Origin of the sequence: Micromonospora sp. NPDC048169, assembly GCF_040652815.1 — a bacterium.
GTDB lineage: Bacteria > Actinomycetota > Actinomycetes > Mycobacteriales > Micromonosporaceae > Micromonospora.
In genome coordinates this window covers 1-13,407 of record NZ_JBEZMS010000040.1, presented here as the reverse complement: position 1 = coordinate 13,407, position 13,407 = coordinate 1, and the positions used below count along the sequence as shown (strand labels likewise).

Here is a 13,407-nt window from a genome sequence, read left to right as displayed (position 1 = left end):
TGTCCACCAGGGCTTTTTCGCCCGGACGGGTGTCTCGTCCGAATCCGCCACCGGTGTTCACTCGGCGCGCAGCGCCACCACCGGGTCGAGCCGTCCGGCCCGCTGTGCCGGCACCACGCCGAAGACGATGCCGACCGCCGCGGAGACGCCGAACGCCAGCGCCAGCGACCACCAGGTGATCGCCGCCGGGATCGGCGAGAACGCGTCCACGAGCAGCGCGGTGCCCACGCCCAGCGCCATCCCGGCCAGGCCGCCGACCGAGGTGAGCAGCACCGCCTCCAGCAGGAACTGCACGCCGATGTCGCGAGGGCGGGCGCCCACCGCCTTGCGCAGGCCGATCTCGCGGGTCCGCTCGCGTACCGAGACCAGCATGATGTTCGAGACGCCGACGCCGCCGACCAGCAGCGAGATGCCCGCGATGGCGGCCAGTACGCCGGTCAGGACGCCCAGGATGTCGCCGAGCACACCGAGGATCTGCCGCTGGGTGACGGCGCTGAACTCGGTGTCCGGGTGCCGGCGGGACAGCTCCGCGACGATCCGGTCGCCGAGTTCGTCGATCCGTTCCCGGTCCGGTGCCTTGACCGCGATGCCGTCGATGCGCTGCGTGCCCCAGAGCCGTTGCGCCGCCGTCACCGGTACGTGCACCTCGTCGTCCCGGTCCACGCCGAGGCTCTGGCCGAGCGGGGCGAAGACGCCGATCACCCGGAACCGCACACCGGCCAGCGTGACCTGCTGGCCGAGCGGGTCCCGGTCGGGAAAGAGCGCCCGGGCCACCGAGTCGCCGAGCACCGCCACCCGGCGGCTGGTGTCCACGTCCGCCCCGGTGAGGTAGCGGCCCCGCGACAGCGACCTGGTGAACACCGACGGGGTGGTCTCCAGCACGCCCTGCACCGTAGTGAAGTCGGACCGGTTGCCGGCCCGCGCGGTCGCGCCGGAGGCCACCGTGACGGCGACCCGGCCGGGGTCGCCGACCACCCGGGAGACCGCGTCGGCGTCGCCGAGGTCCAGCGGCGACACCACAGGCGCGTTGCCCACCTCGATGCGGCCCGGCACCACCAGCAGCAAATTCGATCCGAGTCCTTCGACCTGCTGCTCGACCTGCTGTTTCGTGCCGGTGCCGATGGCCACCAGGATCACCACCGAGGCCACCCCGATGATCACCCCGAGCATGGTGAGCAGGCTGCGCAGCCGGTTGGCCCGCAACGCGTCCGACGCCACCCGCCACGCCTCGGCAAGCCTCATCCGGCGCCGCCCTGTCGGCGGCGGCCCTCGGCCGGTAGGCGCTCCTCGGCCCGCGGAAGGCGCCCGGTGGCCCCGATGGCGCCACCGGGGCCACCGGACGGGTGCCCCGGGCCGCTTCCGGACGCGGACCGGGGCTCCGCGCTGGGAGCGGGGTCCAGTGTCGCAGGTCCGCCGGATCCGTCCGACAGCGGTCGATCATGAGCGCTGTCGGACCGGATCAGCCCGTCCCGTACCGCTATCCGCCGGTGTGCCCGGGCAGCCACCTCCTGGTCGTGGGTCACCATCACCAGCGCCACCCCGGACTCGGCGTTCAGCCGTTCCAGCAGCTCCAGCACCGCCTCGCCGGTGGCGCTGTCCAGGTTGCCGGTCGGCTCGTCGGCGAGCAGCACCGCCGGTTCGGTGACCAGCGCCCGGGCGATCGCCACCCGCTGCTGCTCACCGCCGGAGAGCTGGTTGGGCCGGTGGTGCAGCCGGTGGCCGAGCCCGACCCGGCCCAGCATCGCCGCCGCGCGCTCCCGCCGCTGCCGCGCCCCGACACCCCGGTAGACCAACGGCAACGCCACGTTGTCCACTGCCGACGTACGGGCCAGCAGGTGGAACGCCTGGAACACGAAGCCGATCGTCTCGTTGCGCAGCGTCGCCAGCTCCGGCGCGGTGAGCGTGGTCACGTCCCGCCCGCCGATCACCAGCCGGCCGCCGCTGGGCCGGTCCAGCCCGCCGAGCAGGTGCATCAGCGTCGACTTGCCCGAGCCGGACGGCCCGATCACCGCCACGTACTCGCCCTGGTCGATGGTGAGCGACACCCCGCGCAGCGCGGACACCGACACCCCGTCCAGCTCGTACGTGCGCCAGACGTCGACCGCCTCGACCGCCGGTACGGTCACGGCAGCTCCTGGCCGTCGCGCACCTGGTCGGCGCCGCGCACCACCACCCGGTCACCGGCCCGTACGCCGTCGACGATCTGCACCAGGTCCTGCCCCTGCACGCCGACCGTCACCGGCACCCGGTCGGCCCGGCCGTCGCGCAGCACCCAGACCGCGTCCCGCCCGTCGGCGGAGAACACCGCCGACGCCGGCACCGCCACCGCGTCGGCCGCCTCCCGCACCCGCAGCCGCACCACGGCGTTCATGCCGGGGCGGGGCGCCGGCGCGGCCTCGGCCTCACCGAGGCGGCCGGCGCCCAGGTCGAGCCGGACCCGGTAGGTGACGCCGCCCCGGGCCGAACTGCTCGGCAGCACGTCGACCGACCGCACCGTCGCCTCGTACGTCGCGCCGGTCACCGCGTCCAGCTCGACCGACGCGGGCACCCCGGCCCGGACCAGCAGCACGTCGGTCTCGTCCACCTCGGCGAGCAGGCCGAGCCGGCCGATGTCCACGACGGTGAGCACCGGGGTGCCGGCGGTGACCCGGCCCCCGGCCGGAATCGCGTCGTCAACGCCCGGCGGCGGACCGCCCTGCCCGCCACCGCCCAGCGCCGACGGGTCGAGACCGGGCACCCCGGCGCCACCCGCCGCACCGAGCAGCCCGGCCAGGTCGGCCGGCGCCGCCGACCGGGTGCCGCCCGGCTGCACCACACCGGCGATCGGGGCGCGCAACGTCAGCGCGTCCACAGTCGCCTTCGCCAGGTCGTACGCCTGCTGGGCCTGGAGTCGTTGCGCGGCCGACAGCGCGCCGACGGCGCTGTTCAGGCCGGCCACCCCGCGCTGCACCTGCGCGACGGCCCGGTCGGCGGCGCGGGCAGCCGACTCGTACTGTCGCTGCGCCGACTGGACCTGGAGCAGCAGCGCCGCGCGTACCCGCGGGTCGCCGACCCTGCCGGCGGCGGTGCGGGCGGCGGCGAACGCCTCGTCGGCGGCCCGGTCGGTGCCGCGCCGGCTGCCGCCCAGGTCGCCGGTGCCGGTGCCCCGCCCGGCCCGCTTCGCCGCGCGCAGCGCGTCCCGCGCCTTCGCCAGGCGGTCCCGGGCCGACGGCGAGTCGATCACCGCGAGCACCTGCCCCCGGGCCACCCGCTGTCCCGGCTGCACCCGCAGGCGGGCGAGCGTGCCGTCGGCGGGTGCGGTGAGGGTGGCCGCGGCTCGCGCGGTGACGGTGGCCGGAGCGTCGATCACCTCGCTCACCGGCGCGCGGGAGACCTGGGCGACCGTCACCGCCGGGGCGTCGTCGCCGCAGGACGCGGCGGTCGTGCCGGTCAGCGCGACGACGGCGAGCACCGCGGTGACGAGACGGGGGCGGCGGGCCGCGGGCAGCCGCGGCGAGGAGGTGCGGGCCACCCGGCCCATGCTACGACCCGTCGACAGACGTCGACGTGTCAGCCGACCACGCCACGCACATAGGCCACGCAGTCGTCGTGCAGCATCGACCACGGGTCGCCGAACACCTCGTCGGCGGCCTGCGCCGGGGACCGGCCCTGGTGCACGACGGCCCGGTAGAAGTCCAGCATCCGCTGTTCGCCGTACCTGTCGACCAGATGGCGTACGGCCAGGTAGCTGACGCCGTAGGCACCGCCGACCCGGTCGTCGCCGGCGTCGTCGGCAGGCGCCACCGCGTCCAGCCGCCCGGACCACCCGCCGCGCAGCAGCTTCCGCACCTCGGCCAGGCCGTCGTAGCGGTGCACGGGCTGGCCGTCGGCCCCGGCGTACTCGGCCAGCCCTTCCACCAGCCACCAGTCCGCGCGGTCGGCGTAGCCCCGGTCGGGCAGCGAGGCGGCATGGGTCAGCTCGTGCCGGAGCAGGTCGTCGATGCCGGCCGGGGTGACGATCTGGGCGTTGAGCACGACGTCGTGCCGTCCCCCGCCGACGCCCACCGCGTACCCCGCGGTCCACTTCGGCCGGCCGCCGCCGTACCAGCGCTGCCACTCGCCCTTCCCGGCGTAGTAGACGAGATACCGGTCCGGCGGCGTCCCGCCGATCGCGTACCGGTCGGCGGCCAGGGCGGCGGTCTCGGCCTGGGCGAGCAGGCCGGGCAGCCGGCGCCGCTGGGCGGGCGTGGTGGCCACCACGACCCGCTTGCCGACCGCCACCGCGAGGTCGCTCACCTGCCACGGGCGCACGCCCGCCGGGTCCGTGGCGGACGGGTCCACGGCGGCCAGCCGGGGCTCCTCCCCCGTCAGCCGCCAGCGCGTGCCGAGTTCCACCGTGCTCGGCGCGCAGTCGAGCACCACGAAGCAGTAGCCGACTGTGACCACGAACCGCCACTCCCCCGGCTTGCCGTCGACCGCCGCCGGCACCCCGTCGGCCGTCGACCGCCAGGTGGTGACGCGCAGCGCCCGCAGCGCCTCGTACCGGCGGGTCAGCCCCGCCCGGGCCGCCGGTTCGGCGACCGCGAGGAAGCCGGCCCGGTCCGCGCCGACGAGGGCGGTGGCCTGCCGGTCCAGCAGCGCGAGCATCCGCTCGCCGAGCCGCCGCTGCGCCGCCGTGCCCGGGTCGTCCTTCGCGGCCGTCCGCCCGGCCGCGTCCGGTGGCGGCTCCCGCAGGAGTACGCCGGGCACCGCGCCCGCCACCAGGCCGAGCGCGAGTCCGAGCGCGGTCCAGAGCGCCCACCGCCGTCGTCCCGGCACTGTCCGCGCCGGGTCCGGCTGCGCCGGCGGTACAGGGTACGGCTCCGCGACGGTGACGGGGTACGGCGACGACACCGCAGCCGGTGCCGGTGCCGCAGCCGCAGCCGGTGCCGGTGCGTAGACGGGGACGTCCACCACGACGGGGGCGGCGCTGGTGTCAGCGGCGTGGGCGGCCTCGGCGCGGGTGTCATCAGCGCTGGCGTCGGCGTCGGCCTTGAGATCGGCGGCGCTCGCGTCGGCAGCGAAGTCGGCGTCAGCGGCGCTCACGTCAGCGGCGCTCGCCTTGTCAGCGCTCGCGTCGGCCATGCCGGCGGTGGGACGAGACTCGTCGCCGTCCGTCGCCCGGCCGGGAGGCTGCTCGTCGCCGTCGGTCACCGGCGAAGGGTACGACCAATCGGGCGTTCCGGGAAAGAGCCCCGCCCCGGTTCCGCCGCGCCCCGAGATCTTGGTACGAAAGGGCCCCCATAGGGGCCGAATCCTTCCAAGATTTCTCAGATCGGGGTGCCTGTCAGCGTCAACGCGGTCTTGTCTGCGGTCCATAGAGCCACCAGGGCGACTCCGGGAACCGCGTGGCCGGCCAAGGTCAGCAGCACGCCGCCGGTGACGAAGCAGGCGGCCTGGACGGCGAGCTTGGCCGGGTCGGGCAACGTCACAGTGGCACGCGGCGAGCAGAACAACCCCCACACCACGGCGATCACCAGCGGCGTCCCGAGCCCCGCCAGCAGGCGTACCGGCCAGCCGGCGCCGAGCGTGAAGCCCCAGTATCCGGCCGAGCCCAGCAGGGCCAGTTCCAGCAGGAAGATCACGCCGAGCAGCAGCGCCTTCATCGGTTCTCCCAGGAGAGGTAGGCACGGTCCAGGCCGGCGACCAGCTCGCCGAAGGAACGGTCGGTGTCGCGGGGCAGCCCGAAGCCGCCTGCCGCCTCCAGCGCGACGAAGCCGTGCACGGCGGCCCGGAACATCCGGATGGCGTCGGTGGCGGCGTCGCCGTCGAGGCCGTACCCGAGCAGGATGGCGCGGATCGCGCCGACCGCGCGCTCCCCGGCGGCCAGGTGGTCGGGGTCGGCCGGGTCGGGTGCGCGCTGGGCGGCCGGGTAGCGGCCGGGGTGCCGCCGCGCGTACTCCCGGTAGGCGGCGGCGACGGCGCGCAACGCGTCGCCGCCGGAGCGACCGGCGGCGGCGGCCGTGAGCACGTCGGCGATCTCGGCGGTGGCGAGCACAGCCAGCTTCTGGTGCAGCGCGTCCGCGCCCCGGACGTGCTTGTAGAGGCTCGGCAGCGCGACGCCGAGCCGGGCCGCGAGCGCGGCAAGGGTCAGCCGCTCGTAACCGACCTCGTCGGCGAGCGCGGCGGCCTCCCGCACCACAGTCGCCGGGGTCAGGCCGGCCCTAGGCACGTGCGGTCACCGCCAGGAACTCGACCAGGTCGGCGGCGGTGGCGTCGGGCTGGTCGGCGTGCGGGTAGTGCCCGGAGTCGGCGACCATCCGGGCCTCGGCCACGGCGAACAGCCGGCGCGCGGCCCGCGCCTCGGCGCCCGGGTCGGGGAAGTCCGGGTCCTTCGTACCCATCAGCACCAGCACCGGGCGGCGCACCTCGGGGGCGCGGGCGGTCCAGTGCGGGTCGGCCGGTGCGATCACGCCGCGCACCGCGGCCATCCGGCCGCGCAGCTTGGCGACCAGCTCCTTGCGGTACGCGGCGTCGTCGGCCGGCCGCCCGCAGGGGAACAGCGTGCGGTGGAACAGCCCGAACAGCCGAGGGCTGCGCAGCACTGCCGCCTGCGCGACACGCATCAGCGGGTTCGGCTTCGGCGTGCCGACGAACGGACTGACCTGCACGAGGCCGCTCACCAGTTCGGGCGCCTCGGCGGCGGCGAAGACCACGGCGGCGGCGCTGGAGGAGCTGCCGACCAGGGTGGCGGGCTCGCCGCCGAGTGCCCGTACCACGGCGAGCAGGTCGCCGCCGACCTGCTCGGGGGCGTACGTGGGCCAGTGCGGGCTGGAGTCGCCGTGCCCGCGTACGTCGACCGAGGCGACCCGGTAACCGGCCGCGACCAGCCGGGGCGTCAGGTGGCGGAAGGCCGCCCGGTTCTCCCCCATGCCGTGCGAGAGGACCACGAGCGGTCCTGACCCGTGCACCTCGTACGCGATCGTGCCGCCGTCCCGCGCCACCTGGCTAACCGTCATAGCCGTGAAGCTAATGGTATTAGCCATCGCCGTCAAGCTTGACCTCAACCCGGGATGAGGTCGCACGATCCCGGGCATGCCGATCACCGCCGACACCCACGTACGCCTCGCCCGCCCGAGCCGCGACCTCGCCACCGCCGAACGGTTCTGGACGCAGGGGCTGGGCCTGGACGTGCTCTACCGGAGCGAGGGCGGTCACGCGGACGAGCACGACCTGGTGATGCTCGGGCTGCCCGGGGCGGGCTGGCACCTGGAACTGGTCGGCGGTCCGGCGCTGGCCGGCGGCCCGCGACCCGCCGAGGAGGACCTGGTCGTGCTCTACCTCGACGGCCCGGCCGACGACGAGCTGGTCCCGAGACTGGAACGGGCCGGCGGGACCAGGGTCTCCGCCGGCCCGTACTGGGACAGGTGGGGCGTCACGTTCGCCGACCCGGACGGCTACCGCCTCGTGCTGTGCACCCGGGCCTGGTCGAACGACTGACTCACTTCTTCGACAGCACCGCGCGGCCGAAGAACGCCAGGTTGGCCGGGCGCTCCGCGAGCCGGCGCATCAGGTAGCCGTACCACTGGTCGCCGTAGGGGACGTACGTCCGCACCGTGTAACCCTCGCCGACCAGGCGCTGCTGCTCCTCCGGGCGGATGCCGTAGAGCATCTGGAACTCGAACCGGGCCGGGTCGCGGTCGAACCAGCGGGCCCGGTCCTCCCCGATCGCGATCAGCCGCGGGTCGTGCGTGGCCAGCATCGGGTAGCCGTCGCCGGACATCAGCACGTTCATGCAGCGCACGTACGACTTGTCCACCTCGCGGGCGGACTGGTAGGCCACCGACTCCGGCTCCTTGTACGCGCCCTTGCACAACCGCACCCGCGACCCGGCCGAGGCCAGCTCCCGGCAGTCCGACTCGGTCCGACGCAGGTACGCCTGGAGCACCGCGCCCGTCGACGGGTGGTCCTTGCGCAGCTTCGCCAGGATGTCCAGCGTCGAGTCGGTGGTGGTGTGGTCCTCCATGTCCAGCGTGACTGTGGTGCCCGCCGCGTCGGCCGCCGCGCAGATCGCCCGCGCGTTGTCGTACGCCAACTGCTCGTCGAACATCTGGCCCAGCGCGGACAGCTTCACACTGACCTCGGCGCCCGGGGTGAGCCCGGCGGCGGCGAGGCGACTCAGCAGCGTGAGGTATTCGTCCCGGGTGGCATTCGCCTGCTCCGGGGTGGTGGTGTCCTCGCCCAGGTAGTCGAGGGTGACCGCTTGGCCGTCGGCGACCAGCTCGCGGGTGGCGCGCAGCGCGTCGTCGGTGGCGGCGCCGGCGACGAACCGGCGGACGACGTCCCGGGTGAACGGGGCCGTCGCGACGAGCCGCTCCACCTGGGAAGACCGGGAGGCGGCGAGGATGACGGAACGGAGCATGAGCCGAGCGTAACGCTCACCACCGGACCCCCGCCGGGTACGTCCGAGGCCCGCCCCGCACCCTCCTCCGACCTGGGCCGGGCACCCCCGGCTGGCGAGGATCGGCTACAACGTTCACGTGGATCGACGACACCCCCGGCGCCGGCTCCGCTCGGCCTCCGTGCAGCTCGGCGCGCTGACCGCGCTGGCCCTCGCGCTCTCCGGCTGCAACAACGGTTACGACGACGACGATGACGACTGCGCGCTCGGCCCGGCCGGCGGGGGCGGCGACGTCGTCGCCGTCGCCCAGCGCGTACCGGCGGCGACGGCCACCACCGGCGCGCGCGGCGAGGCGTTCCCGACGACCTCCGCGCTGCCCGAACGCGGCGGCTTCGGCACCCACCTCGCCTCCTGCGGCGGCTGACGTGCGTCGCGAGGCGAGCACGCCGCGCCCCGGCTGGGACGAGACCATCCGGGCCCAGGGCCTGGTGTACGTCGACACCGAGCTGCCCGACGGCGAGATCATGTCGTACTGGGACGAGACGGCGGCGTACGCGTTCACGCTGGACGAGGTGCTCCGGCTGGAGGAGGCCACCGAGGAGTTGCACCGGATGTCGGTGGCCGCCGCCGAGCACGTGGTGGCCCGCAACCGGTACGCCGAGTTCGGCATCCCCGAGTGGGCCGCCGAGGCGGTCGCACGCTCGCTGCGCGAGTCCCCGCCGACGCTCTACGGCCGGTTCGACCTCTGGTACGACGGCAGCGGGCCGCCGAAGATGCTGGAGTACAACGCCGACACCCCGACCGCGCTGGTCGAGGCGAGCATCGTGCAGTGGTACTGGCTGGAGCACACCCGCCCGGACGCGGACCAGTGGAACAGCCTGCACGAACGCCTCGTCGGCGCCTGGGCCAAGATCGGCGCCGGGCTGCACGAGCCGCGGGCGCACGTGCTCTGGTCCTCCGAGGAGGAGTCGGGCGAGGACCAGATCACCGCGGGTTACCTGGCCGAGACGGCCCGCCAGGCCGGGCTGGACGTGACGCTCATGCCGATCCAGCGGGTCGGCTGGGACGGGCGGCGCTTCGTCGACGCCGACGACCGGCCGATCACCACCTGCTTCAAGCTCTACCCATGGGAGTGGATGCTCGCCGAGCCGTACGGGCGGCCGGCGCTCGACCCCGGCACGCCCACCACCTGGATCGAGCCGGCCTGGAAGCTGCTGCTGTCGAACAAGGCGCTGCTCGCGGTGCTCTGGGAGCTGTACCCCGGGCACGAGTACCTGCTGCCCGCGTACCTGGACTCGCCGCGCGGCATGACCGAGTACGTGGCCAAGCCGCTGCTCGGCCGCGAAGGCGGATCGGTACGCATCGTGACCGGCGGCACGGAGATCACCAACCCGGGGATCTACGGCGAGGAGGGCTTCTGCTTCCAGGAGTTCCGCGCGTTGCCCGAGTTCGAGGGCAACCGGACGGTGCTCGGCAGCTGGATCGTGGACGGCGAGTCGGCCGGCGCGGGCGTACGGGAAAGCGAAAGCCTCATCACCGACGGTTACGCGCGGTTCCTGCCCCACTACATCGACGCACCGCGTCTGCCGTGAGTCGTCTACCGTTGGTGTCGTGAACTTCGACGCGTACGCCCGGACCGGGGTCGAGCTCGTCAACGCCCGGCTGGACGACCTCGACGGCCTGCGGGCCCTCTTCCCGGACGAGAACGCCTGGATGCGCGACGAGGTCGCGGAACGGGACCTCGCGATCTTCCGGCGGGCGCAGAAGCGCCTCCGGGACGTCTTCGAATACGGCACCTCCGGCCGGGACAACGAGGCGGTGGCGGAGCTGAACGCGCTGCTGGAGGCGTTCCCGGTGCAGCCGCGCATCTCCGGCCACGACTCCTCCGACTGGCACATGCACGTGACCAGCCGGGGCGCGTCGGTCTCCGCCGAATACCTGGCGGGTGCCGTCTGGGGCCTGTCGGTGTGGCTCTGCGAGTACGGCAGCGCCCGCTTCGGGGTCTGCGCCGACGACCGCTGCGGCAACGTCTACCTGGACACCTCGTCCAACTGCTGCCGCCGGTTCTGCTCCGAGCGCTGCGCCACCCGCTCCCACGTGGCGGCGCATCGGGCCCGCAAGCGGGCCGCGGTCGGCGAGCAGGCCGTACCGGCGCAGCCGCTGTCCCCGGTGAGCTGACCCGCCGCCCGGCCGGGGCGACGCGTCGCGGTCAGACGTCGACAGGCGAGGGCGCGGTCAGGTTCGCCCGGGCGAACTCCAGCGACTCCCGCAGGTCCGCCTCACGGACCGCGCGGCTCTTGGCGCCCCGGGTGGTCACCTCCACCGCCACCGAGCCGGTGAAGCCCCGCCCGGCCAGCGAGCGCAGCATCTCCGCGCAGGGCTGGCCGCCGCGACCCGGCACGAGGTGCTCGTCGCGCCCCTCGCCGGTGCCGTCGCCCAGGTGCACGTGTGCCAGCCCGGAGCCCATCCGGTCGGCCATCGCCATCGCGTCGGTGTGCGAGGCCGCGCAGTGCGACAGGTCGAGCGTGTACGAGGCGTACCCGATCTCGGTCGGATCCCAGCCCGGCGCGTACGGGACGAATTGCCGCCCGGCCATCCGCACGGGGTACATGTTCTCCACCCCGAAGTGCAGCCCACCGAACTGCCCGGCGATGGTGTCGAGCCCGTCGGCGAAGGTGCGCGCGTAGTCACGCTGCCAGGTGAACGGCGGGTGCACCACGACCGTCGGCGCCTCCAGCGTCTCGGCCAGCTCGGCGGCCTTGCGCAGCCGCTCCCACGGGTCGGGGCTCCACACCCGCTGGGTGACGAGCAGGCACGGGGCGTGCACCGACAGCACCGGTACGCCGTAGTGCTCGGCGAGGCCGCGCAGCGCGCCCGCGTCCTGGCTGACCGGGTCGGTCCAGACCATCACTTCGAGGCCGTCGTAGCCGAGTTCGGCGGCGAGCTGGAACGCCGCTGCGGTCCGTTCGGGAAAGACCGAGGACGTGGACAGGAGCACCGGAACGCGGTAGGTCACGCTTTCGAGGGTAGCCCCAACCGCCAGCGAGCATCGGGACGAGCAACCGCAAAACTACCCAGAGCGCTCGTACGGTCACATCGGCGCGAGCTGATCCAGCCGGCGCAGGATCACGCCCTCCCGTAGCGCCCACGGGCAGATGTCCACGCAGTCCACGTCGAGCCGGCGCATCACCGCCTCGGCCACCACCGCGCCCGCGAGGAGCTGGTGCGCCCGCTGCGCGCTGACCCCCTCCAGCTCGGGCAGCTGGGCCGGCGGGATGTGCCTGATGAACCCGAGCACCTGCCGCAGGCCGGTACGGGTCAGGCTGCGCCGAGCCCACAGTCCCGCGCCGGAGGGTGCCGCTCCGGCCAGCCGGGCCAGCGTGCGAAAGGTCTTCGAGGTGGCGACCGGACGCTCCCAGCCCACCGCTGTCAACTGCTCCACCACCGGGTCGAGCTGCGCGTCCACGTACGCCCGCAGTTCCTCCACGGCCTCGGCCGGCGGCGGCGCCGCGCCGGCCGGATCGACGGCGAGCCGCTCCCGGCTGAGCCGCCCCGCGCCGAGCGGCAGCGAGATCGCCACGTCCGGGTGCTCGTCGATGCCGGCGGCCAGCTCCAGCGAGCCGCCGCCGATGTCCATCGCCAGCAGCCGCCCTGCGGACCAGCCGAACCACCGCCGCACCGCCAGGAACGTCATCCGCGCCTCGTCCGCGCCGGAGAGCACCTCCAGGCGTACGCCGGTCTCGTCGCGGACGCGCGCCAGCACGTCGGCGGCGTTCGTGGCGTCGCGGACCGCGCTCGTGGCGAACGCCAGCAGATCCTCGGCGCCCAGCCCGTCCGCCGCCGCCCTGGCCATGCCGACCGCCTTGACCAGGCCGTCCGCGCCACCGACGGTGAGCGCGCCGTCCGGCCCGATCTGCTCGGCCAGCCGCAGCACCACCTTCTCCGAGTGCGCCGGCCAGGGATGCGCGCCGTGGTGGGCGTCCACCACCAGCAGGTGCATCGTGTTGGAACCGACGTCGAGGACACCCAGTCGCATGGGAAAGACCCTAGGGCCAACACGTTTCGTCGGCTCGACGGCCGGGCGGGGTCACCGCGCGTACGCTGGTCCGAGTGACAGGGCAGATCGAGCTTCACGTGCTGGTGGACGACCCCGAGGACCCGCGCAGCCGCGAGGTCGGGCTGGACTTCCCACGGGAGTGGATCGAGTTCGTCGACCCGGCCGACCCGAAGCATGTCGTCCGCGCCGACCTCACCTGGCTCCTGTCCCGCTGGACGTGCGTCTTCGGCCAGGGCTGCCACGGCATCATCGCCGGACGGGCCGCCGACGGCTGCTGCTCGCACGGCGCGTTCTTCACCGACTCCGACGACGAGAAGCGGGTCCGGGCCGCGGTGAAGCGGCTGACGCCGGAGACGTGGCAGCACTTCCGGCGCGGGTTCAAGAACTGGACCGAGAACGACACGGTCGACGGCAAGACCCCGGCCCGGCGTACCGCCACCCGCGACGTGGACGCCCCGTGCGTGTTCCTCAACGACGCCGACTTCCCCGGCGGTGGCGGCTGCGCGCTGCACGCCCAGGCGCTGCGCGACGGGGTGCACCCGCTGGAGTACAAGCCGGACGTCTGCTGGCAGTTGCCGGTACGCCGCGACCAGGAGTGGCACAAGCGGCCGGACAACACGAAGGTGCTGATCTCCACGCTCGCCGAGTTCGACAGGCGCGGCTGGGGCGCGGGCGGGCACGACCTCGACTGGTGGTGCACGTCCTCCACCGACGCGCACGTCGGCACCGACCCGATGTACGTCTCGTACGGCCCGGAGCTGACCGCGCTGATCGGCGCGCCCGCGTACGCGAAGCTCGCCGAGCTCTGCGCCGCCCGGCAGCGCCAGGGCCAGGTCGCCCCGCACCCGGCAAGCGCGTGAAGGCCGGCACCCCGTTCGGGGTGCCGGCCTGTCTCGCTTACTTGTTCCAGTGCTCGGCGACGAGGTCGGCGGCCTGCTGCTCCCACTGGGCGTAGTGGTCGGGGTAGGCCGACACCTGGACGGTCTGGGCG

The 13,407-nt window shown here is 74.3% G+C and carries 15 protein-coding genes; 5 read left to right on the top strand and 10 right to left on the bottom strand.

Features of this window, described 5'->3' with window-relative positions; genetic code table 11:
- Nucleotides 1–57: 57 nt before the first annotated feature.
- The 7 genes from AB0D28_RS25470 to AB0D28_RS25440 form a co-directional block, all read right to left on the bottom strand.
- Nucleotides 58–1,242, bottom strand: a complete 1,185-nt coding sequence (locus AB0D28_RS25470) for an ABC transporter permease (protein WP_357389694.1) — start codon at nucleotides 1,240–1,242, stop codon at nucleotides 58–60.
- Complete coding sequence (locus AB0D28_RS25465; RefSeq protein WP_357389692.1) at nucleotides 1,239–2,126, bottom strand: ABC transporter ATP-binding protein; 888 nt, start codon at nucleotides 2,124–2,126, stop codon at nucleotides 1,239–1,241. Before AB0D28_RS25465 ends, AB0D28_RS25470 begins: the two co-directional genes overlap by 4 nt.
- On the bottom strand, nucleotides 2,123–3,520 hold the full coding sequence (locus AB0D28_RS25460) for an efflux RND transporter periplasmic adaptor subunit (protein WP_357389690.1): 1,398 nt from the start codon (nucleotides 3,518–3,520) through the stop codon (nucleotides 2,123–2,125). Before AB0D28_RS25460 ends, AB0D28_RS25465 begins: the two co-directional genes overlap by 4 nt.
- Before the next feature lie 29 nt (nucleotides 3,521–3,549).
- Nucleotides 3,550–5,172 (bottom strand): hypothetical protein, encoded by a 1,623-nt coding sequence (locus AB0D28_RS25455; protein WP_357389688.1) that lies wholly within the window; start codon nucleotides 5,170–5,172, stop codon nucleotides 3,550–3,552.
- A gap of 116 nt (nucleotides 5,173–5,288) precedes the next feature.
- The gene (locus AB0D28_RS25450) at nucleotides 5,289–5,624 is read right to left on the bottom strand and encodes a YrdB family protein (protein ID WP_357389686.1); all 336 of its coding nucleotides are present in this window, start codon (nucleotides 5,622–5,624) and stop codon (nucleotides 5,289–5,291) included.
- Entirely contained in the window at nucleotides 5,621–6,190 is a 570-nt protein-coding gene (locus tag AB0D28_RS25445; protein ID WP_357389684.1) for a TetR-like C-terminal domain-containing protein, read from the bottom strand. Before AB0D28_RS25445 ends, AB0D28_RS25450 begins: the two co-directional genes overlap by 4 nt.
- The gene (locus AB0D28_RS25440; protein ID WP_357389682.1) at nucleotides 6,183–6,977 is read right to left on the bottom strand and encodes an alpha/beta hydrolase; all 795 of its coding nucleotides are present in this window, start codon (nucleotides 6,975–6,977) and stop codon (nucleotides 6,183–6,185) included. The genes AB0D28_RS25445 and AB0D28_RS25440 overlap by 8 nt, the downstream gene beginning before the upstream one ends.
- 76 nt (nucleotides 6,978–7,053) lie before the next feature.
- Here AB0D28_RS25440 and AB0D28_RS25435 point away from each other — a divergent pair, with 76 nt between their 5' ends.
- Entirely contained in the window at nucleotides 7,054–7,458 is a 405-nt protein-coding gene (locus AB0D28_RS25435) for a VOC family protein (protein ID WP_357389680.1), read from the top strand.
- Between the two features lies 1 nt (nucleotide 7,459).
- Here AB0D28_RS25435 and AB0D28_RS25430 read toward each other — a convergent pair whose 3' ends face one another.
- Nucleotides 7,460–8,380 (bottom strand): proline dehydrogenase family protein, encoded by a 921-nt coding sequence (locus AB0D28_RS25430; protein ID WP_357389678.1) that lies wholly within the window; start codon nucleotides 8,378–8,380, stop codon nucleotides 7,460–7,462.
- A gap of 118 nt (nucleotides 8,381–8,498) precedes the next feature.
- Between AB0D28_RS25430 and AB0D28_RS25425 the strand changes: the two genes are divergently transcribed.
- The 3 genes from AB0D28_RS25425 to AB0D28_RS25415 are packed head-to-tail and all read left to right on the top strand — an operon-like array spanning nucleotide 8,499 to nucleotide 10,537.
- Nucleotides 8,499–8,783, top strand: coding sequence for a hypothetical protein (locus AB0D28_RS25425; RefSeq protein WP_357389676.1), 285 nt, complete (start codon nucleotides 8,499–8,501; stop codon nucleotides 8,781–8,783).
- A gap of 1 nt (nucleotide 8,784) precedes the next feature.
- Nucleotides 8,785–9,951 carry a glutathionylspermidine synthase family protein gene (locus AB0D28_RS25420; RefSeq protein ID WP_357389674.1) on the top strand — a complete coding sequence of 389 codons (1,167 nt, stop codon included), beginning with the start codon at nucleotides 8,785–8,787 and terminating at the stop codon, nucleotides 9,949–9,951.
- 19 nt (nucleotides 9,952–9,970) lie between these two features.
- Entirely contained in the window at nucleotides 9,971–10,537 is a 567-nt protein-coding gene (locus AB0D28_RS25415; RefSeq protein ID WP_357389672.1) for a CGNR zinc finger domain-containing protein, read from the top strand.
- A 31-nt stretch (nucleotides 10,538–10,568) separates the two neighbouring features.
- Here AB0D28_RS25415 and AB0D28_RS25410 read toward each other — a convergent pair whose 3' ends face one another.
- Together AB0D28_RS25410 and AB0D28_RS25405 are read right to left on the bottom strand one after the other, a co-directional pair.
- Nucleotides 10,569–11,375, bottom strand: a complete 807-nt coding sequence (locus tag AB0D28_RS25410) for a sugar phosphate isomerase/epimerase (protein WP_357389670.1) — start codon at nucleotides 11,373–11,375, stop codon at nucleotides 10,569–10,571.
- Between the two features lie 75 nt (nucleotides 11,376–11,450).
- A complete protein-coding gene (locus AB0D28_RS25405) occupies nucleotides 11,451–12,395 on the bottom strand; it encodes a Ppx/GppA phosphatase family protein (RefSeq protein WP_357389668.1) in 945 nt (314 codons plus the stop codon).
- A gap of 74 nt (nucleotides 12,396–12,469) precedes the next feature.
- On the opposite strand from AB0D28_RS25405, the gene AB0D28_RS25400 reads away from it, so the two are divergent.
- Nucleotides 12,470–13,276, top strand: a complete 807-nt coding sequence (locus AB0D28_RS25400; protein ID WP_357389666.1) for a hypothetical protein — start codon at nucleotides 12,470–12,472, stop codon at nucleotides 13,274–13,276.
- The last annotated feature ends 131 nt before the right edge of the window (nucleotides 13,277–13,407 follow it).